At 64.7% G+C, this 21,281-nt stretch carries 9 protein-coding genes; 8 read left to right on the top strand and 1 reads right to left on the bottom strand.

The features are described 5' to 3' along the window. Nucleotides 1-45 precede the first annotated feature (45 nt). Nucleotides 46-618, bottom strand: a complete 573-nt coding sequence (locus PPGU16_RS25965) for a sugar dehydrogenase complex small subunit (RefSeq protein WP_180723255.1) — start codon at nt 616-618, stop codon at nt 46-48. 374 nt (nt 619-992) lie between these two features. Between PPGU16_RS25965 and PPGU16_RS25960 the strand changes: the two genes are divergently transcribed. The 8 genes from PPGU16_RS25960 to treY all read left to right on the top strand — a co-directional run bounded on the left by PPGU16_RS25960 (nt 993) and on the right by treY (nt 21,279). After that, nucleotides 993-1,643, top strand: coding sequence for a DUF1345 domain-containing protein (locus PPGU16_RS25960; RefSeq protein ID WP_180723254.1), 651 nt, complete (start codon nt 993-995; stop codon nt 1,641-1,643). A 482-nt stretch (nt 1,644-2,125) separates the two neighbouring features. Beyond that, the gene (locus PPGU16_RS25955; protein ID WP_180723253.1) at nt 2,126-5,566 is read left to right on the top strand and encodes a maltotransferase domain-containing protein; all 3,441 of its coding nucleotides are present in this window, start codon (nt 2,126-2,128) and stop codon (nt 5,564-5,566) included. Then, the gene (treS, locus tag PPGU16_RS25950) at nt 5,563-9,021 is read left to right on the top strand and encodes a maltose alpha-D-glucosyltransferase (protein WP_180723252.1); all 3,459 of its coding nucleotides are present in this window, start codon (nt 5,563-5,565) and stop codon (nt 9,019-9,021) included. Before PPGU16_RS25955 ends, treS begins: the two co-directional genes overlap by 4 nt. After that, nucleotides 9,014-11,239: a 1,4-alpha-glucan branching protein GlgB gene (gene glgB / locus PPGU16_RS25945; RefSeq protein ID WP_180723251.1), complete on the top strand. Its 2,226-nt coding sequence runs from the start codon at nt 9,014-9,016 to the stop codon at nt 11,237-11,239. The genes treS and glgB overlap by 8 nt, the downstream gene beginning before the upstream one ends. Nucleotides 11,240-12,046: 807 nt before the next feature. Then, on the top strand, nt 12,047-14,260 hold the full coding sequence (glgX, locus tag PPGU16_RS25940) for a glycogen debranching protein GlgX (RefSeq protein WP_180723250.1): 2,214 nt from the start codon (nt 12,047-12,049) through the stop codon (nt 14,258-14,260). A 90-nt stretch (nt 14,261-14,350) separates the two neighbouring features. Further along, nucleotides 14,351-16,252 carry a malto-oligosyltrehalose trehalohydrolase gene (treZ, locus tag PPGU16_RS25935; protein ID WP_180723249.1) on the top strand — a complete coding sequence of 634 codons (1,902 nt, stop codon included), beginning with the start codon at nt 14,351-14,353 and terminating at the stop codon, nt 16,250-16,252. A 12-nt stretch (nt 16,253-16,264) separates the two neighbouring features. Further along, a complete protein-coding gene (malQ, locus tag PPGU16_RS25930; protein WP_180723248.1) occupies nt 16,265-18,445 on the top strand; it encodes a 4-alpha-glucanotransferase in 2,181 nt (726 codons plus the stop codon). Beyond that, the gene (treY, locus tag PPGU16_RS25925) at nt 18,442-21,279 is read left to right on the top strand and encodes a malto-oligosyltrehalose synthase (RefSeq protein ID WP_180723247.1); all 2,838 of its coding nucleotides are present in this window, start codon (nt 18,442-18,444) and stop codon (nt 21,277-21,279) included. Before malQ ends, treY begins: the two co-directional genes overlap by 4 nt. Nucleotides 21,280-21,281: the final 2 nt, after the last annotated feature.

Here is a 21,281-nt window from a genome sequence, read left to right as displayed (position 1 = left end):
GCAAACATCACGCACGAACACAGTGAGAAGCGGCGGTGCAGCGCCTTACGCATTCGCCGGCTTGTGTGTCCAGTAAAAGGGCACGTCGCGACAGTACGACGGGATGGTCAGGATGTCTTTGACGGGTTCGAACATCAGCGCGCGTTCGAACGCGATGACCTGCACGTTCGGCATGTCGCCGACGAGGCCGAGATACCACGCCCGGGTGATCGCGCTGACGGTCTTCGCAAGATGCGGCTGGTCGGCCTGCAAGGCCTGCGTGACGATGTCCGACGGCACGCCGCCATGCGTCTGCAGCCACGCGTTGAGTGCAGCGACGTTCTGCGGGAACTGGCCGTCGGCTCTGGACAGCGCGTCATACGCGCGTTTGCCGTGCAGTGGGTCGAAGCTGGTGTGTCCGGTGAGCTTGCTGGAGAGCGCGATGAAAGCGTCGATGCCGCCGCCTGCGGGCGGTGTGTCGGCGAAGGCGGGCGAAATGCCGATGATGCCGGGCGCTGCGCCCGCCGCACCATAGCGCGCCGCCGACGCGAACGCGAGGCCGGCAGCCGAAGCAAACGCGCCGAGCAGCCACGCACGGCGGCGCGGCGAGCGCGCACCGCGCCGATCAACATCTGTCATGGGGGCTCCAGATGATGTGTGTATTCGCCTGGCGCGCGCCGCGTCCGGCTGTTGACCGAACCCTGCGTGCACGCCGGGCGTCCGCCCCAAAACTGGTCTTGCGCCGCTGTCTCGCGGTCTCTGATGTCCGGGCGCGGCAGAGAATTCCTGCCGCCCTTGCATGCTCGCCGTTCGCTACGCGCGAGAACGAAGCAACGGGTGAAAGCCGCGTGCAAGGCCACTGAGCAAAACTGCTGGAAAACTATAACGTCCCGGCACCCATTTCGACAAATCATCCAGCATGCCCCAGTAGAATCGCCGCAACCTTCACCACGACTTTCGAACATGCATCGAGACATGCCGATCTCACACCCCGCTGCCAGGAGCGCGCGCCCATGACCGTCTATCCACAGGTATTGCGCAACCGCCCGCGCATGGTCGCAGGCTTGGTGCTCGGCGTCGCGGTCGCCGTGCTGCTCGCGGGCGCGCACATGCGCCCGATGATCCGCGTGCTGGTATCGTGGGATGTCGCCGTGTGGACCTATCTGGCGCTGATGTGGCTGGAGATGGCGCGCGCCGATCACGAGCGCGTGCGCGACATCGCGCGGCGCTCAGACGAGAACGCGGGCGTCGTGCTCGCCATCATCTGTCTCGCGACGGTCGCGAGCGTCGCCGCTATCGTGCTGGAGCTGGCGTCGTCGAAGGGCAGCACGGGCGTGTCGCACTATGTCGTGACGGGCGTCACGCTGATCGGCGCGTGGTTCCTGATACCGACCATCTTCACGCTGCACTACGCGCGCCTGTACTTCGCCACCGACATGCAGGAAACCGCGCTGAAGTTTCCCGACCACAAGCTCGATCCGAACTACTGGGACTTCCTGTATTTCTCGTTCACGATCGCCGTCGCATCGCAGACATCGGACGTCGTGCTGCGCTCGCGCGAGATACGCCGCGCGGCGCTCGCGCAGTCGGTGCTGTCGTTCTATTTCAATCTGGCCGTGCTTGGGCTGTGCATCAACATGGCGGCGGGTTTGCTCGGATCGTAACGTCCCGCGCCGACAAAACCAGGGCGCGCGCAAGACCCTTCGAGCGCCGCGCGCCCCCGGCTATGGCAACATGGCATGTAACAGCCGCCGGACGACTCGCCCGAATTACACGTCTTCCTTCGGTTTCGCGGCGTCATTCGTATGAACGACGCCGCGCCCGCATCTTTTTCATCGTGCCGTACCAGGCTGCACCAGCCGTCGTTGCACGCATCTCGCCGTTTCAGTCCTGACCCTGCTGTATCGCTTTCTGGCATACCGCTTGCTCCATCACCGCCTGTCGATTGAACCCGGAACAGACGACATGCAGCGCCGTCGCAGACTCTTTGAACTGACACGCCGCCTGTCGATCAATGCACTACATTGAGCAGTACGCGCCGTCGCAGGACGCATCGCGCGGCATCCGGCTCTGAAGCCTAATAGGCGGTCGTGATCGCACCCAGGTGCATCCACGCCGCAAGCAGGACGAAATCTGGAAACGACCGATGGAAGCTCCCCACGCCTATGCGCCGCGGATTTACTTCGTTCATTCTCCCCTCGTCGGACGGCTGGATGCGTGGCCCGCGCAGTTCGAGCATGCCGCCGCACTCGGTTTCGATCATGTGCTGATCGGCGGGCTGTTCCAGCCGGGACAGGCGGGTCATGCGCAGATCGTCAGCGACCATGCGCGGCTGCACCCCGCGCTCGCCAGCAGCCAGAGCGCGCATGAGGTGCTGCAGAGTCTCGCCGAGACCGCGAGCCAGCATGGCCTGACGCTGCTCGTCGATCTCGTGATCGACCGCGCCGCGGCCGACGGCCAGCTGTTTCGCGAGCATCGCGACTGGTTTCATCCGTTCGAGCCGGAAGAGGCACGGCTCGACCCGCGCCACGCGCGTCACGAAGACAACGTCGCGTATGCGAACTTCAACGACGAGCACGCGGCTGCACCGCTGCTCGACTGGTGGGCGCATACGCTCGACGCGCTCGCCGATGCGGACATCGGCGGATTCCGTTTCGATTCGCCGCACCGCGTGCCCACCTTCGCGTGGCGCCGACTGATCGATGCCGTGCGCGCGTCGCGCCATCCGTCCACACGCTTTCTCGCCGCAACGCCCGGCCTCGTGCGCTCGGACGTCGCCGCGCTCGAAGGCGTGGGCTTCGACGCCGTGTTTTCGTCGTCGCGCTGGTGGGACTTCCGCGCGCCGTGGATGCTCGACGAACATGCGCTGCTGATGCGCATCGCCTCGCCCGTCGCCTTTCCCGAGGCGCCATACGGCACACGGCTCGCGGCTGATCTCGAACACGTGCACGATTCGGCGATCGTCGAACGCGCGTATCGCCGTGCGTTGCTGACGGCCGTGTCGACAGGCACCGGCTGGATGATGCCGATGGGCTTCGAATACGGCATCGCCGAGCCGATCTCGCACACGCTCGGCGACGCTGCCCACTACGCAAGCCTGCGCGGCGCGGCGCGTTTCGATCTCTCCGAGCGCGTGCGGCACGCCAATGCAATCGCCCGCGACACCTGGTCGCTGCAGACCAATGGCGAGCTGCGTTCGCTGTCCGGCCCGGACACCCACGCCGCGATCCTGTTGCGCGGCGATCAGCGCGATTTGCGCGATGCCGGCGAAGCGGTGATGGTTGCGATCAACCCGGAACTGGGCACGCCCGTGCGCGTCGACCCTGCGCGCCTGCTCGACGGCGTGCCGGGCGGCTTCACGCGCTTCGTGCAGCTCGGCACCGATTCGCGCGGCGCGCCGCAGCCGCTCGCTCCGTTCACGCTCGCGCCGGGCGCGTGCCGCCTGTTCCGCGCGGTCGCCGAGAAGCCGATCGTGCTCGCGCCGCCCATCGACAAAAAGAGCACCAAAACGTCGGGACACAAGAGCGTGCTCGATGCGATCGCAGGCTCGCGCGTCGCGATCGAAAGCGTGTCGCCCGCCGTCGATCACGGCCGCTTCCCTGCCAAGCGCATCGTCGGTGAACGCGTGCACATCACGGCAGCCGTGTTCGCCGAAGGCCACGACAAGATCGCCGCCGCCGTGATCTGGCGCGGCGCCGACGAAACCGCCTGGCACGAAGCGCCGATGACGCCTGCCCAGCCCGCCGGCAACGACATCTGGGAAGCGCGCATTCCGCTGGAACGCATCGGACGTCACGAGTTCACGGTGATTGCATGGCGCGACGATTTCGCCTCGCTCGTCGATCACATGCAGAAGAAGCTGAAGGCGGATCAATCGGTCGAACTCGAAGTCGAGGAAGCGAAGCATCTGTTCGCGCTTGCGCTGGCCGAAACGGAGACGGTGGAAGGCTCGCAGCGACAGCAGCTCGAAGCGATCGTCAAGGAGTTCATGAAGGCGGACACGGGCGAGCGTCTCGCGATCGTGCTGGCGCCCACGACGGCGGAAGCATTCGCCGCCGCGCGCCACCGTCCGGGGCTATCGCGCGACCCTGTCATCTATCGCATCGACGCCGAACGTGCGGGCGCGCGCTTCGCCAGCTGGTACGAGATCTTCCCGCGCTCGATGAGCGACGACGAGCATCGGCACGGCAACTTCGACGACGTGATCGGCAAACTGCCGCGCATCCGCGACATGGGCTTCGACGTGCTGTACTTTCCGCCGATCCATCCTATCGGCATCGCCAACCGCAAGGGCCGCAACAACACGCTGACGCCGGGTCCGGACGACGTGGGCAGCCCGTATGCGATCGGCGGCGAAGCGGGCGGCCACGATGCCGTGCATCCGCAGCTCGGCACGCTCGACGACTTCAAGCGCATGCTGGCCGCCGCGCACGATCACGGCCTCGAAATCGCGCTCGACTTCGCGATTCAATGCTCGCCCGATCACCCGTGGCTGAAGCAGCACCCTACATGGTTCGCGTGGCGCCCCGACGGCACGCTGCGATACGCGGAAAATCCGCCGAAGAAGTATCAGGACATCGTGAATCCGGACTTCTACGCGCGCGACGCAAAACCCGATTTATGGATTTCGCTGCGCGACGTGATCCTGTTCTGGATCGATGCGGGCGTGCGCATTTTCCGCGTCGACAATCCGCATACGAAGCCCTTCCCGTTCTGGGAATGGATGATCAACGACGTACGCGCGCGGCATCCCGACGTGATCTTCCTCTCGGAAGCGTTTACACGTCCGCGCGTGATGGCGCGGCTCGCGAAGCTCGGCTTCTCGCAGTCGTACACGTACTTCACATGGCGTGAATCGAAGCGCGATTTCACGGAGTACCTGACGCAACTGACGCAAACCGATCTGCGCGAGTTCTTCCGGCCGAACTTCTTCGTCAACACGCCTGACATCAACCCGCGTCATCTGCAGTCGCAAGGGCGTCCGGGCTTCCTGATCCGCGCCGCGCTCGCGACGATGCTGTCGGGACTGTGGGGCGTGTATAGCGGCTTCGAGCTGTGCGAAGCCGCCGCGCTGCCGAACAGCGAAGAGTATCTGGATTCGGAGAAGTATCAGATCCGCGCATGGGACTGGAACCGGCCCGGCAACATCGTGCGCGAAATCACCGAGCTGAACCGCATTCGCCGCACGAACCCGGCGCTGCACTCGCATCTGAATCTCACGTTCCTGCCCGCCCATAACGAGAGCATCCTGTTCTTCGAAAAGGCGACGCCGGCGCGCGACAACGTGATCGTCGTCGCGATCAATCTCGATCCGTTCAACGAGCAAGGCGCAGATATCGAGTTGTCGTGGAGTACGTTCAACGGATGGGGCCTGCACGATCAGGGCACCATCGACGTGATCGACCAGATGACGGGCGAGCGGTTTCAATGGCATGGCAGATGGCAACACGTGCGGCTCAATCCCGGCACTCGGCCGTTCGCGATCTGGCGCATCGCGCCCGCGACCGGCCTGCCGCGCGACGCTGTTCCCGATGAAAGCGACACGCATCGGGCCGCCCCCGACACATTCAACGAAGGTGCAATATGAAACGTGACGATCCCGCCGAAAGCACGTCGCAGCATTTCACCGACACGACAGCCGAGGCCGCTCCCGCGAAGCCGCGCCCGTCGCGCCGCGCCAAGGTGTCGACGCTGGCCGACGATCCGCTCTGGTACAAGGACGCGATCATCTACCAGGTGCACATCAAGTCGTTCTTCGATGCGAACAACGATGGAGTGGGCGATTTCCCGGGCCTGATCGCGAAGCTCGATTACATCGCGGAACTCGGCGTCAGCGCGATCTGGCTGTTGCCGTTCTATCCGTCGCCGCGCCGCGACGACGGTTACGACATCGCCGACTATAAAAGCGTGCATCCCGACTACGGCACGATTGGCGACGTGAAGCGCTTCATTCAGGAAGCGCATGCGCGCGGCCTGCACGTGATTACCGAACTCGTCATCAACCATACGTCGGACCAGCACCCGTGGTTCCAGCGCGCGCGCCGCGCGAAGCCCGGCTCGAACCATCGCAACTACTACGTGTGGTCCGATACGGACAAGAAGTATGAAAAGACCCGCATCATCTTCATCGATACCGAGCCGTCGAACTGGACACACGACCCTGTTGCGGGCCAGTACTACTGGCATCGCTTCTACGCGCACCAGCCCGACCTGAACTTCGACAATCCTGCTGTGATGCGCGAAGTGCTGCAGGTGATGCGCTTCTGGCTCGATCTGGGGATCGACGGGTTGCGGCTGGATGCCGTGCCGTATCTCGTCGAGCGCGAAGGCACGAACAACGAGAACCTGCCCGAAACGCACGCCATCCTCAAGAAGATTCGCGCGACCATCGACGCCGAGTATCCGAACCGGATGCTGCTCGCCGAAGCGAACCAGTGGCCGGAAGACGTGCAGGAATACTTCGGCAACGAAGACGAATGCCATATGGCATTCCACTTCCCGCTGATGCCGCGCATCTACATGTCGATTGCGAGCGAAGACCGCTTCCCGATCACCGACATCATGAAGCAGACGCCGGATCTGCCCGAGACGAACCAGTGGGCGATCTTCCTGCGCAATCACGATGAACTCACGCTCGAAATGGTCACGGACTCCGAGCGCGACTACTTGTGGAACACCTATGCCAGTGACCGGCGCGCGCGCCTGAATCTCGGCATCCGCCGCAGGCTCGCACCGCTGATGGAGCGCGACCGCCGCCGCATCGAGCTGATCAATTCACTGCTGCTGTCGATGCCGGGCACGCCCGTCATCTACTACGGCGACGAACTCGGCATGGGCGACAACATTCACCTCGGCGATCGCGATGGCGTGCGCACGCCGATGCAATGGTCGTCCGACAGAAACGGCGGCTTCTCGCGCGCCGATCCTGAGCAACTGGTGCTGCCGCCCGTGATGGGCTCGCTGTATGGCTTCGACGCCGTCAACGTCGAAGCGCAGAGCCGCGATCCGCACTCGCTGCTCAACTGGACGCGGCGCATGCTCGCGACGCGCCGCTCGAAGCACACGTTCGGACGCGGCACGATCCGCTTCCTGAAGCCGAGCAACCGCAAGATCCTCGCGTATCTGCGCGAACTGCCGGGCGAGCCGCCCATTCTGTGCGTCGCGAATCTGTCGCGTGCGCCGCAGGCGGTCGAACTCGATCTGTCCGAATTCAACGGCGCCGTCCCCATCGAAATGACGGCGGATTCGGTGTTCCCGCGTATCGGGCAACTCACGTATCTGCTGACGTTCCCGCCGTACGGCTTCCTGTGGTTCCTGCTCTGCGAAGGCGGCGGCCGTCCGACATGGAGCCAGGCGCCGTCCGAGCCGCTGCCCGATTTCGTCACCATCGTGATCCGCGAAGGCCAGGCGGGCCCGACACCCGAGAACGTACGGCTGCTCGAATCGGAAGTGCTGCCGTCGTGGCTGGGTCGGCGCAGATGGTTCGCATCGAAGGATCAGAAGATGCATGCCGTGCGTCTCGCCGCGCTCACGACCATTCCGGAAGCGGGCTTCGCGTTCACGGAGATCGAAGCGGATGTCGGCAATCACACCGAGCGTTATGTGCTGCCGCTCGCGATCACGTGGGGCGCCGACACGACCACGCCGCTCTTCATGCAACTGGCGCTGGCGCGGGTGCGGCGCGGACGCAACGTCGGCCATCTGACGGATGCATTCGCGTTGCCGCAGTTCGCCTACGGCACGCTGCGCAAGCTGCGCGAGCGCGCCGGCGTGCCGACCGTGCAGAAGAGCACGATCCACTTCATTCCAACCGACCGTTTCGACGAACTCGATCTGGGCGACCAGCCGGAAATCCGCTGGCTCGCCGCCGAGCAGAGCAACAGCTCGCTCGTGATCGCCGACAAGGTGGTGCTGAAGCTCGTGCGGCGCCTGTTGAAGGGCATGCATCCTGAAGCGGAAATGAGCCGCTATCTGACGCAGCTCGGCTACGCGAACACCGCGCCGCTATATGGAGAAGTGGTGCGCGTCGATCCGGAGAACGTGCCGCATACGCTGTGCATCCTGCAAGGCTTCGTCGACAACCAGGGTGACGCGTGGAACTGGGCGCTCGACACGCTGCGCCGTTCGATCGACGAACTCGCGCTCGCGGTCGATGGCGCCAACAACGAGAATCAGGCGAATCAGGACCGCGTGAACGAGGAAGAAGCGACGGAAGGCTACGCGTCGTACATGGGCATCATCGGCAAGCGGCTCGGCGAGTTGCACGTCGCGCTCGCGTCGCCCTCGGACAACCCCGCATTCGATCCCGAACCCGCCGACAGCAAGCAGGTGCAGGCGTGGATCGACGGCACGCAGAGACTGCTTGCCACCGCGCTCGAACTACTAGAGAAGAACGTCGATCAGCTGGGCGAAGATGCCGCACTGCTCGGCCGCAGCGTGCTCGACCGCAAGGACAAGCTGGTCGAAGCGGTGTCGAAGCTCGTGAAGCCCGATGCGCATGCGCTGCGCACGCGCATTCACGGCGACTTCCACCTCGGCCAGGTGCTCGTGGCGCAAGGCGACGCTTTCCTGATCGACTTCGAAGGCGAGCCGGCACGCGAACTCGAAGAGCGCCGCGCGAAGTCGAGCCCGCTGCGCGACGTCGCGGGACTGCTGCGTTCGCTGTCGTATGCGAGCGCCGCCGCGCAATCGACGATGGAAGCCGCGCCGCAGATGACGGCCGACCGCAAGCGGGCGCTGTTCGAACGCTTCCGCGCCGCCGCTGCCGAAGCGTTCCTCACCGAGTACCGCGCGGCAACGCAAGCCGCGCCGCAACCGCTCGTCGCGCCGGAGCACGAACAGGCGTTGCTCGATCTGTTCCTGATCGAGAAGGCCGCCTATGAAATCCGCTACGAGGCAGCCAACCGGCCAGCATGGCTCGGCTTGCCGGTACGCGGCCTCGCCGCGCTGACGAGCCGCCTGCTGGGCGACACGGGCGCAGCGCCGCATTCGCCGGCGGCTGCCTCGGCGCCTCCCGCAGCATCAGAGGGCGATTATGAGTGAGCACTACAACGTTCAACTAGAGGCGGCCGGTCTGCATCGCGTCGATCTGGATGCGCTCGTCGATGCGCGCCATCATGACCCGTTCTCGCAACTCGGCATGCACGAGACGAGCACCGGTCCTGTCGTGCGCGTGATGCTGCCGAACGCGGCACGCGTGTCGGTCATCGCGCGCGACAATGGCAGGCTGCTCGGCGAACTGGAGCAGCTGCATCCGGGCGGCCTGTTCGCAGGTCCCGTCAGCGAAGCCGTGGCGTATCGCTTGCGGATCGACTGGCATGGGTCGGTTCAGGAAATCGAGGACACGTATTCGTTCGGCCCCGTGCTCGGCGACGACCCGTTGCAGCGCGTCGCGTGGGGCGATCCGTACGCGGTGCTCGAATGCCTGGGCTCGCGGCCGCATACGGTGGATGGCGTGCCGGGCGTGCGCTTTGCCGTGTGGGCGCCGAATGCGCGGCGCGTGTCGGTGGTGGGCGACTTCAATTCATGGGACGGCCGTCGTCATCCGATGCGGCTGCGCCATCAGGCGGGCGTGTGGGAACTGTTCGTGCCGCGTATCGGCGCGGGCACCCGCTACAAGTACGAGATGCTGACACGCGACGGCCATCCGTTGCCGCTCAAGGCCGATCCTTGCGCGATGCAGACCGAGAGGCCGCCCGCGACGGCGTCCATCGTTGCGCATGTGGACGACGTCGAGCGTTTTCCGTGGACCGACGGCGACTGGATGCAGACACGCGCGTCGAAGCAGACGGCGCAATCCGCGATCTCGATCTACGAGGTGCATGCGGAATCGTGGCTGCGGGTCGCGGAGGAAGGGCATCGCGCGTTGAACTGGTCTGAGCTGGCGGACCGCCTGATTCCTTATGCGAAGGAAATGGGCTTCACGCATATCGAGTTCATGCCGATTGCCGAGCATCCGTTCGGCGGATCGTGGGGATATCAGCCGTTGTCGCAGTTCGCACCGTCGGCGCGCTTCGGGACGCCGGAGCAGTTCGCGAGCTTCATGAACCGCGCGCACGAGGCGGGGCTCGGCGTGATCCTCGATTGGGTGCCCGCGCACTTCCCGAACGATGCGCACGGTCTGATCGAATTCGACGGCACGCCTTTGTACGAGCATGCCGACCCGCGCGAGGGCTACCACCAGGACTGGAACACGATGATCTACAACCTCGGCCGCAACGAGGTGAGCGCGTTCCTGATCGCCTCGGCGCTGGCGTGGCTGAAGCGTTATCACGTCGACGGCTTGCGGGTGGATGCTGTCGCGTCGATGTTGTACCGCGACTATTCGCGCCAGGCGGGCGAGTGGGTGCCGAATATTTATGGCGGCCGCGAGAATCTCGAATCGATTGCGTTTCTGAAGCGGCTGAATCACGAAGTGCAGCATATGCCGGACGTGCATGGCGCGATCACGATCGCGGAGGAATCGACGGCATGGCCGGGCGTGACGGCGCGCATCGAGGATGGCGGGCTTGGCTTCCAGTTCAAGTGGAACATGGGGTGGATGCACGACACGCTGCACTACATGCACGAAGACCCGATCAACCGGCAGTGGCATCACCACAACATGACGTTCGCGATGGTGTATGCGTACTCGGAGAAGTTCGTGCTGCCGCTTTCGCACGATGAGGTCGTGCATGGCAAGGGATCGTTGTTAGGCAAGATGCCGGGCGACCGCTGGCAGAAGTTTGCGAATCTGCGCGCGTACTTTGCGTTTATGTGGGCCCATCCGGGCAAGAAGCTGATGTTCATGGGCGGCGAGTTTGGGCAGATGGCCGAGTTCGATCACGATGGGTCGCCGCACTGGCATTTGCTCGATGACGAGTTGCATCACGGCGTGCAACGGCTCGTGCGGGATTTGAACCGGCTTTATCGCGAGGAGCCCGCGTTGCATCGGCTCGATACCGAGCCGGGTGGGTTTGAGTGGGTCATCGGCGACGACAGTGCGAATTCGGTTTTTGCCTGGCGGCGTACGGATGGTGCGGGGCGTGAGTTGATTACCGTTTGCAACTTTACGCCAGTGCCCCGGCATGGATATCGGATTGGGATGCCCCGGGCGGGGCGGTGGGTTGAGATTCTGAATTCGGATGCTGGGGTTTATGGTGGGTCTAATGTGGGGAATGGTGGTGTCATCTATACAGATGAGGTAGCGGCGCATGGGCGGCCGCAGTCGGCTGCTTTGGTGCTGCCGCCGTTGGGGACTGTTGTGCTTCGGGCGGATTAGGGGTTGGGTTGGTGGTTTGGTGATTTGGTGATTTGGCCGTTGCGCTGGCATCCGCGTTGTGGCTTTGGTGTGGATGCGTCGCCCCTGTGCGGGGCGGCACCTACTTTTCTTTGCCGCCGCAAAGAAAAGTAGGCAAAAGAAAGCGGCTAACACCGCCAATTCTTGACCTTTTCCCACGGGCCCCCAACGACCCCACCCTTCACGCGGCAGCGATCTTGTTCGCGTGCGTTGCCAACGCCTTGAATAGACGCATCACCCGCTTCAAACGGCCACACTATGAGTTGATCTTGGCGAACGTTTTATGCCCTATAGCGGCAAACTGTGTGTAGGTCGTGCCGTCGTACAAGGTGGCACTCTTACGTGGTGGCACCCCGTGCGCTTCCGGGTCCGAAGTATGTCGTGTGGAGCACTTGGGCCTACACACAGTTTGCCACCTGGGCGGCAGAGGAATGTCAGGCGCGGGGTGCTGTAGTGCGGGCGCGTGGAGCGGGTGGGGCGCACTGCAAGAGCGCTGGCAACGAACGTCGGTCACGTTGTTGCCGTGTGAAGTGTAAGAACCTGTGGGGGCCCTCAGGCAAATACTAGATCTGGCGGTGTGAGCCGCTTTCTTTTGCCTACTTTTCTTTGCGGCGGCAAAGAAAAGTAGGTGCCGCCCCGCACAGGGGCGACGCCTGAAGCACCAATAACATCTAGCGGATGCCAGCGAAAACACAAGCAATCCGAACCGCCTGCCCCGCGCAGCCCCAACGCAGAGGCCAAAACATCGAACGGCGACGCCAAAACCAAAGAACAACGGGAACACTTGCCATGCCGCACGTACTACCAGACAGACTACTACCGGGCGCCCCGTACCCATTAGGCTCAACCTGGGACGGCTTGGGCGTGAACTTCGCGGTGTTCTCGGCGAACGCGCAACGCATTGAACTCTGCCTCTTCGAACCGACAGGCAGAAAAGAACTGAAGCGTTACACGCTGCCGGAATGCACCGACGAGGTATGGCACGGCTACCTGCCCCACGCCCACCCGGGCACGGTCTACGCGTTCCGGGCCCACGGCCCATACCAACCGCAACACGGGCACCGTTTCAACCCTCACAAACTCCTGCTCGATCCCTACGCCAGAAAGCTCATCGGCCAGTTCCGATGGTCGGACGCCCTGTTCAGCTACCGCGTGCACTCGAACAGAATGGACCTTTCGATCGACCGACGAGACTCGGCGCCAGCCATGCCCAAATGCGTGGTCGTCGACGAAGCCTTCGACTGGTCCCATGACACCCGCCCCAACGTCCCGTGGAATGAAACGGTCATCTACGAAACCCACGTTCGCGGCGCATCGATGCTACGCAAAGACCTGCGCACGCCCGAACGCGGCTCGTTCGCCGCGCTCGCGTCGCCGGAATTCATCGAGCATCTGCTGAAGCTCGGCGTCACCGCCGTCGAACTGCTCCCCGTCCACGCATTCCTCAATGACCGCTTTCTCGTCGAGCGCGGGCTGCGCAACTACTGGGGCTACAACACGGCCGCGTTCTTCGCGCCTGAGCCGTCGTATCTCACCGCGCACCGGCTCGATGAAATGCGCATCGCCGTCCGTCAACTGCACGCGGCAGGAATCGAGGTAATACTCGACGTCGTCTACAACCACACGTGCGAAGGCAACGAGATGGGCCCCACCGTGTCGTGGCGCGGACTCGACAATGCCAGCTATTACCGCCTCATTCCAGGCGACGAACGCCATCACATCAACGACACCGGCTGCGGCAACACGCTCAACATGCCCCATCCGCGCGTGCTGCAAATGGTGATGGATTCGCTGCGCTACTGGTCGACCGCGTTCAATATCGACGGCTTCCGTTTCGATCTCGGTGTCACGCTCGGGCGCGAGCATTCGGGTTTCGATCCCGGCTCGGGCTTCTTCGACGCGCTGCGACAAGATCCCATCCTGTCGCAGCGCAAGCTGATTTCCGAGCCATGGGACATCGGCCCCGGTGGCTATCAGCTCGGCAATCATCCGCCTGGCGTCAGCGAATGGAACGACCGTTTCCGCGATTCCGTGCGCCGTTTCTGGCGCGGCGACGCAGGCATGCGGCCCGATCTCGCCGCGCGGCTGACGGGATCGGCGGATCTGTTCAACCGGCGCTTTCGCAAGCCGACGGCGTCGATCAACTTCGTCACGTCGCACGACGGCTTCACCCTGTCCGATCTCGTCGCTTACTCGCAGAAGCACAACGAGATCAACGGCGAAAACAACAACGACGGCCACAACGAAAATTACAGTTCGAACTGGGGAGTCGAAGGCCCGACCGACGAACCCGCGATCTCCGAGGCGCGCGAACGCGTTTCGCGTTCGCTAGCCGCTACGCTGTTCATCGCGCTCGGCACGCCGATGATGCTCGCCGGCGACGAAATGGGCCGCACCCAGCGCGGCAACAACAACGCGTATTGCCAGGATAACGAAATTTCGTGGATAGATTGGGAACGTGCCGCGCTCCCACACGGGCGCAAAATGACTATGTTCTTCGCGCGCATCATCGCGCTGCGAAAACAGCATCCGCTGCTGCGCGAAAACCGCTTCCTGTTCGGCGACCGTGAAGTGCTGCCAGGTCTCTACGACGTCGGCTGGTTCGACGAGCATGGCGAAGCGCTGACCATCGAAGCCTGGCAGGACCCGGAAGGCCGCGCCTTCACGCTGCGGCGGGCCGGCGCAGGCCTGAATGGAGAAACGGAAGTATTGTTGATGATGTTGAACGCATCGTCGGCGGCGCTGCGCTTCATGCCCCCGCCGCCGCACCTGGAATGGCATGTGCTGCTTGATACGGCGAACCCCGAAGCGCCGCCCGCGCCGCTCGCGGCGCCCGACCTGGAAGTGCCCGCTCACAGCATGGTGGTGCTAGCGGCGCAGCCCACGGGCGAAGCGGACTGGCAGGCAAGCTGGCGCGCGGGCGCGCAGTACGGACCGCGTCTGTTGACCGCATTGCCGCCGGACCCGGGCACATCGATGCCCGACACCGAGCGGTCCGGTTGACGGCACGGGGCCCGATTATCGACAGAAAGCCCATGCCCGGAAGGTCTGCAATGAGTGTGCGTATCAACATGCCGACGAATGGTGACAATCATGCATGAACGTCCGATCGACCCTCACGCGCATCATCACGCGCACTGCCTGCCGTTCGGCGCGCAGCTGCTCGGCGCGGCGAGCGCGAACCCGCGCACGCGCTTCAGGCTGTGGGCGCCGTCGTGCGCGAAGGTGCAGGTCGTCGTCGAAAACGGCGACGGGTCCGGCACGCACGACATGAGCGCGACGGGCAACGGCTGGTTCGAGACGGAAATCGGTTGCGGCGCGGGTACGCTGTATCGCTACAAGCTCGACGGCGCGCTGCTGATTCCCGACCCCGCGTCGCGCTTTCAGCCGCAGGACGTGCACGGCCCGAGCGAAGTCATCGATCCGCGCGCCTACACCTGGGAGCACACGGGCTGGTGCGGCCGGCCGTGGGAAGAGACGGTGCTGTACGAGTTGCATGTCGGCGCGCTGGGCGGCTACGGCGGCGTGATGAAGCGCCTGCCCGCCATCGCTGAGTTGGGCGTTACCGCAATCGAACTGATGCCGCTCAACGATTTCTCCGGCACGCGCAACTGGGGCTACGACGGCGTGCTGCCCTATGCGCCCGATTCCGCATACGGGCGTCCCGACGACCTGAAAGCGCTGATCGACGCCGCGCACGCGCACGGCCTCGCGGTATTCCTCGACGTGGTCTACAACCACTTCGGTCCGGACGGCAATTATCTGCATCAGTATGCGAAGCCGTTTTTCCGCGAAGGCACGCACACCCCGTGGGGGCCCGCAATCGACTTCGAGCGTGGCGAAGTCTGCGAGTACTTCTGCGACAACGCGCTCTACTGGCTCAATGAATATCGCTTTGACGGATTGCGCCTCGACGCCGTACACGCCATCGACAACGACGACTGGCTGCGCCGTTTCGCCGATCACGTGCGCGCGCATGTGCAGCACGGACGTCACGTGCATCTGGTGCTGGAAAACGAGCGCAATACGGCGAATCTGCTCGACAGGCATTTCACCGCGCAATGGAACGACGACGCGCACAACACGCTGCATGTGCTGCTGACAGGTGAACACGAAGGCTACTACGCGGCGTACGCCGACCAGCCGATCCAGCGGCTCGCGCGGATACTCGGCAGCGGCTTCGGCTATCAGGGCGATCCTTCGCCGATCCACGACGGCAAGCCGCGCGGCGAGCCCAGCGGCCATCTGCCGCCCACGTCGTTTGTCGCGTTTTTGCAGAACCACGATCAGATCGGCAATCGTGCGATGGGCGAGCGTCTGCGCACGCTGTGCTCCGATGACGCGCTGCGCGCCGCCACGGGCCTGTTGCTGCTGTCGCCGCAGATTCCGCTGCTGTTCATGGACGAGGAATATGGCTCGAAACAGCCGTTCCTGTTCTTCACCGATTACACCGGCGATCTGGCCAACGCCGTGCGCGAAGGACGCCGCAAGGAGTTCGCGCGTTTCTCCGCATTCGCCGACGAGAAGCGCCGCGCGCTGATTCCCGATCCGAACGATCCGCAGACGCTCGTCATGTCGTCGCCACCCGCCGAACGGCATGGCGACACGCCTGACGCGAAGGACGCGCTCGACTGGATGCATTTCTACAAGTCTGCCCTCGCCGTGCGCGCAAAGCTGATCGCGCCGCGCCTGCGGCATGCGAAGGCGCTCGGCGCAACGGTCCTCAAGACGGCGGGCGATCAGGACGCGAACGCGCTAACCGCGCGCTGGAAACTCGACGACGGCGAGACGCTGTCGATCGTGCTGAATCTCGGCAATGAAGCCGTATCGCTCGACGAACGCCCCGGCGGCAAGGTGATCTTCGAAACGCCGCCGCGCGTGCGCGATCGCATCGACGCAGGCGAGTTGCCACCCAACGCATTCGTCGCCTGGATGACAGGCGACGTCAGCGGATATGCCGTCGGTCACGACGCGCGCAAGCACGTGCAGACCTAAGGAGTGACACGCTTGGCCACGACCCGACGCCCCGGTATTTCCATCGACGCCCTCGCCGCACGCGCAGGCTTCGAAGTCGAATGGGAAGACGCGCATCACAACAAAAAGCGCGTGCCCGACAGCACGCTCGCCGCGCTGCTCGAACGCATGGGCCTGCCATGCGGCAACGCCACGCAGATTCGCCAGAGCGCGGGCGCGCTCGAAGCCGAATTGTCCGGCCGCAAGCTGCCGCCATTGATGACGGTCGAATGCGGACGCGGTATCGCATTGCCCGCCGCCGCGATCAAGTCGGGCAGTCACTACCGGATCGAACTGGAAAGCGGCTCGCTGATCGATGGACGCTTCACGGCGCCGAGGGGCGAAGCAGCGCTGCTGTCGCCCATCGACGAGCCCGGCTATCACACGCTCGTACTCAACGATCACCGGATGACGCTCGCCGTCGCGCCCTCGCAGTGCTACACGGTCACCGACGCGTGGCGCGCGATGCACGGCGACGACACGAACGCGCCGCCGCTGTGGGGTATCGCCGCGCAGATCTACGGCTTGCGCCGGGTCGGCGACGGCGGCGTCGGCGATTACACGGCGTTGGCCACGCTCGCGATCGAAAGCGCGAAACGCGGCGCGCATGCGCTCGCCGTCAGTCCGACACATGCGATGTTCAGCGCGTTGCCGGGCTCGTTCAGTCCGTATTCGCCGTCGTCGCGGCTGTGGTTGAACGTCACGCATATCGATCCCGCCGCCGTGTTCGGCGCACAGGCTGCGCAGGCCGCGCTCGATGCGGCAGGCGGCACCGACGTCTGGCCGCAACTCGAGACACTGCCGCTGATCGACTGGAAGACGGCGACGCCGCTCAAGCTCAAGATGCTGCGCGTGTTGTTCGAGCGTTTCTGCGCGAACGACCGCGCGCAGGATTCGCCGCGCGCGCTCGAGTTTCACGGCTTTTGCGAACGCGGCGGCCGCGCGCTCGAAGACCATGCGCGCTTCGAGGCGCTGCACGCGTTCCAGTTGCTGCACAGTAGCGAAGGGTACTGGCGCAAATGGCCGGATGCGTTGCAAGATCCGCGCAGCCCCGAAGTCGAGGCGTTCGCGAACGAGCATCGGCATGAAGTCGAGTTTCATCTGTTCCTGCAATGGCTCGCGTCGAAGGGGCTGTCGCACGCGCAACACGCGGCGCGCGATGCGGGCATGGCAATCGGCCTGATCGCGGATCTTGCCGTGGGCTGCGATAGCGCAGGCTCGCACGCATGGTCGTATCGCGACGACATGCTGCACGGCGTGTCCGTCGGCGCGCCGCCCGATCTGTTCAACCAGGCGGGCCAGGCGTGGGGACTCACCACGTTCTCGCCGCGCGCGATGCGCAATCAGGGTTTCTCGGCGTTCATCGACATGCTGCGTTCGGCGTTCGCCTGCGCGGGCGGCATCCGCATCGATCACATCCTCGGGCTGCGGCGACTGTGGCTCGTGCCCGAAGGCGAGAGCGCGAAGAACGGCGCGTACCTGCGCTATCCGCTCGAAGACATGCTGCGGCTGATCGCGCTCGAATCGTGGCGGCATCGCGCGATCGTGATCGGCGAAGACCTCGGCACCGTGCCGCCGGGTTTTCGCGAGCGGCTCAGCGAGCATGGGCTCGCAGGCATCCGCGTGCTGTGGTTCGAACGCACCAAAGACGGCAAGGGCTTCACGCCGCCCGCCGAATGGGATCACGGCGCCGTCGGAACGACGACCACGCACGATCTGCCGACCGTTTCCGGCTGGTGGCGCGGCGAGGACATCGTGTGGCGCAATCGTATCGGTCAGACCGCACCGCGTGCCGACGGGCGCGATCCCGTCGCGCTCGCGCAGGCCGAACGCGACGACGACCGCGCCGCGCTCTGGCAAGCGTTCCAGCAAGCCGGGGTTGCCGCGCCCGACGTCGATCCGCCGCCGCCCGACGAAGCGCCCGTCGATGAAGCGCTCGCCTTCGTCGCCGCCACGCCCTCGCCGCTCGTCACGATTCCGCTCGAAGACCTGCTGGGTCTCGTGGATCAGCCGAACTTGCCCGGTTCGATCGACGAGCATCCGAACTGGCGCCGCCGCGTGATCCAGCCCGTCGAAGCCCTGTTCGCCGACGACGCCTTTTGCGACCGCCTGCTCGCCATCCAGCAGGCGCGCACCGACTCAACCTCAGCCTCTTCGTTGTCCGATACGCCATGACTGTTCCGCGCGCCACGCTTCGACTCCAGTTTCATCGCGACTTCACGTTCGACGATGCGCTCGCGCACGTCGACTATTTCGCCGCGCTCGGCGTGAGCCATCTGTACGCTTCGCCGATCACGACGGCCACGCCCGGCTCGACACACGGCTACGACACCGTCGACTATGGCCAGGTCAGCGCCGAATGCGGCGGCGAAAACGGCCTGCGGCGTCTGACCGACAAGCTGCATGAACTCGGCATGGGACTGATCGTCGACGTCGTGCCGAATCACATGGGCATGAGCAAGCACAACGCGTGGTGGCAGGACATTCTCGAATGGGGCCGCCATAGCGCATTTGCGCGCTATTTCGATGTCGACTGGCACTCGCCCGACCCGGCGCTGCGCGGCAAGGTGCTGATGCCCGTGCTCGGTGCGGCTTACGGCGAGGAACTGATCGCGGGCCGCATCGCGCTGCGCTTCGACGCCGACAGTGGGCGCTTCAACATCGTCTATGGCGAGCACGAGTGCCCCGTCTGCCCGATCGATTACGCGTCGATTCTACAATCGGCGGATCGGGCCGATCTGAGCGCGCTCGCCGAGCGCTTCACGTCGATCACGACGCAGCCCACTGATCATCCGCGCGCCGCCGAAGGCCGCGACGCGCTGCGCGAATTCGTGCAGCAGAACGGCGCGTCGGCCATCGAGTTCGTGCTCGAAGCGTATTCGCCCAACGAGCCCGTCAGCCGCGACCGCCTGCACCGGCTGATCGAGCGGCAGCACTTCCGGCTCGCGTGGTGGCGCACGGCATCGGATGAGGTGAACTGGCGGCGCTTCTTCGATATCAGCACGCTTGCGGCCGTGCGCGTCGAGCGTCCCGAAGTGTTCGATGCCGTGCACGCGCTGATCTTCCGGCTCTATGCGGAAGGTGTGATCGACGGCGTGCGCATCGATCATATCGACGGGCTCGCGGAACCGCGCGAGTACGCGCAGCGGCTGCGTCAACGGCTGTCGGAACTGCGCGAGGGGACGACGCCGTATATCGTCGTCGAGAAGATACTCGGACGCGGCGAAGCGCTGCGTGACGACTGGCCCGTGGACGGCACGACGGGCTACGACTTTATGAACGATGCTGGCGCGCTGCTGCATGATCCGGCGGGCGCCGCTCCGCTTGCTGAGGCATGGGCCGAACTGAGCGGCCGCCCTGCGAACTTCGTCGACGAAGCGCTGCCCGCGCGCCGCAAGATTCTCGCGGAAAATCTGCCTGCGGAACTGGACCGCGTATCGCGCGCGCTGCATCGGCTGGCGCGCGACAGCATCACCACGCGTGATTTCACCTATACGGCGATCCGCCGCGTGACCAACGAGCTTGCCGCACACTTCCCCGTCTACCGCATCTATCCGCAAAACGGCCTGCGCAGTGCCGCCGACAACGCGTACTTCGACATCGCCCTCGATGCCGCGAAGCAGGCACTGTCGCGCGCCGATCATGGCGTGCTGGCGCGCGTCGATGCGTGGCTCGGCAGCGGCGCCGACGAGAACGGCAACGGACGCAACGCTGCGTATCAGGCGCCGCAGCAGAATGGCGGCGCGGGCGCGTTCAATCACACGGCCTCGGCGCGCCGTACTGTGCAGACGCTGTTCTCGCAACTGACGGCACCCGTTGCCGCGAAAGCCATCGAAGATACCGCGTGCTATCGCTATGGACGGTTGCTGTCGCGTTGCGAAGTGGGCGCGGACCCAGGCGAGTTCGCGCTGACGGTCGAGCAGTTTCATGCGGGCAATCAGGAACGCGCACGGCGCTTCCCTCACGCACTGCTCGCGACGGCGACCCACGATCACAAGCGCGGTGAGGACACGCGCGCGCGCCTCGCCGTGCTGAGTGAAATCGCCGATGAGTGGGCTGCGACGCTGCGCGCATGGTCGACGTTGAACACGCCGCACCGGCGCGCGCTCGAAGGCAACGCCGACGACTGGGCGCCCGGCGCCGGCGTTGAGGCGATGCTGTATCAGACGCTGGTCGGCTGCTGGCCGCCCGCTCTTTCACCCGACGACGAAGCGGGCGTCAAGGCGCTCGCCGAGCGCGTCGCGCAATGGCAGTTGAAGGCGCTGCGCGAAGCGAAGTTGCGCACGACGTGGCTTGCGCCTGATGAAGCGTTTGAAAACGGTTGTCGCGAGTTTCTGTTCGACATTCTCGCGCCGCAGCGTCGTGACGGATTCTTGCGCGAGCTGAGCGGGTTCGTTGCGCGCATTAGCCGGGCGGGCGTCGTGAATAGCCTGCAGCAAACCTTGCTGCGGCTCGCTTCGCCCGGTGTGCCCGATCTTTATCAGGGTACCGAACTATGGGATTTCAGTCTCGTCGATCCCGACAACCGGCGACCCGTCGATTTTGCACAGCGACAGGCGCTGCTCGCCGAGGCGCCGCCATCCGACTACCTCGCCGGATGGCGCGACGGCCGCGTGAAGCTCGCGATCAATCAGCGGATGCTCGCGCTGCGCATGCAGATACCTGAATTGCTGAGCAGCGGCAGCTATACGCCGCTCACGGTGCAGGGCAAGCATGCCGCACATGCGATTGCGTTCGCACGGCGGCAGGGCAACTGCTGGGCAGTGGTGATTGCGACGCGGCTGTCGATGGCGCTGCTCGATGCTGGCAGCGACTTGCCGCTCGTCGATCCGATTGCGTGGGACGATACGGCCGTGCAGATGCCCGAAGAGTTGTTCGGGCGGGCGTTGTTCGACTGGGTTAGCCCTGCTGCGCCAAAGGTCGAAGATACCGGGATGCTGTATCTGCGTGATGCGCTGACGACGATGCCTGTGGCCGTGCTGGTTGAGGATGGGGTGCCGCGGGTGTGATG

The organism is Paraburkholderia largidicola (assembly GCF_013426895.1).
GTDB lineage: Bacteria > Pseudomonadota > Gammaproteobacteria > Burkholderiales > Burkholderiaceae > Paraburkholderia > Paraburkholderia largidicola.
The sequence above is the reverse complement of the archived record's forward strand: the minus strand, read 5'-3'. Positions and strand labels throughout refer to the sequence as shown.

What these genes read in the sequence shown, in the direction of transcription:
- treY (WP_180723247.1), top strand. Translation starts at nt 18,442, where the DNA reads ATGACTGTTCCGCGCGCCACGCTTCGACTCCAGTTTCATCGCGACTTC.
- PPGU16_RS25960 (WP_180723254.1), top strand. Translation starts at nt 993, where the DNA reads ATGACCGTCTATCCACAGGTATTGCGCAACCGCCCGCGCATGGTCGCA.
- glgX (WP_180723250.1), top strand. Translation starts at nt 12,047, where the DNA reads ATGCCGCACGTACTACCAGACAGACTACTACCGGGCGCCCCGTACCCA.
- glgB (WP_180723251.1), top strand. Translation starts at nt 9,014, where the DNA reads ATGAGTGAGCACTACAACGTTCAACTAGAGGCGGCCGGTCTGCATCGC.
- PPGU16_RS25965 (WP_180723255.1), bottom strand. Translation starts at nt 618, where the DNA reads ATGACAGATGTTGATCGGCGCGGTGCGCGCTCGCCGCGCCGCCGTGCG.
- treS (WP_180723252.1), top strand. Translation starts at nt 5,563, where the DNA reads ATGAAACGTGACGATCCCGCCGAAAGCACGTCGCAGCATTTCACCGAC.
- treZ (WP_180723249.1), top strand. Translation starts at nt 14,351, where the DNA reads ATGCATGAACGTCCGATCGACCCTCACGCGCATCATCACGCGCACTGC.
- PPGU16_RS25955 (WP_180723253.1), top strand. Translation starts at nt 2,126, where the DNA reads ATGGAAGCTCCCCACGCCTATGCGCCGCGGATTTACTTCGTTCATTCT.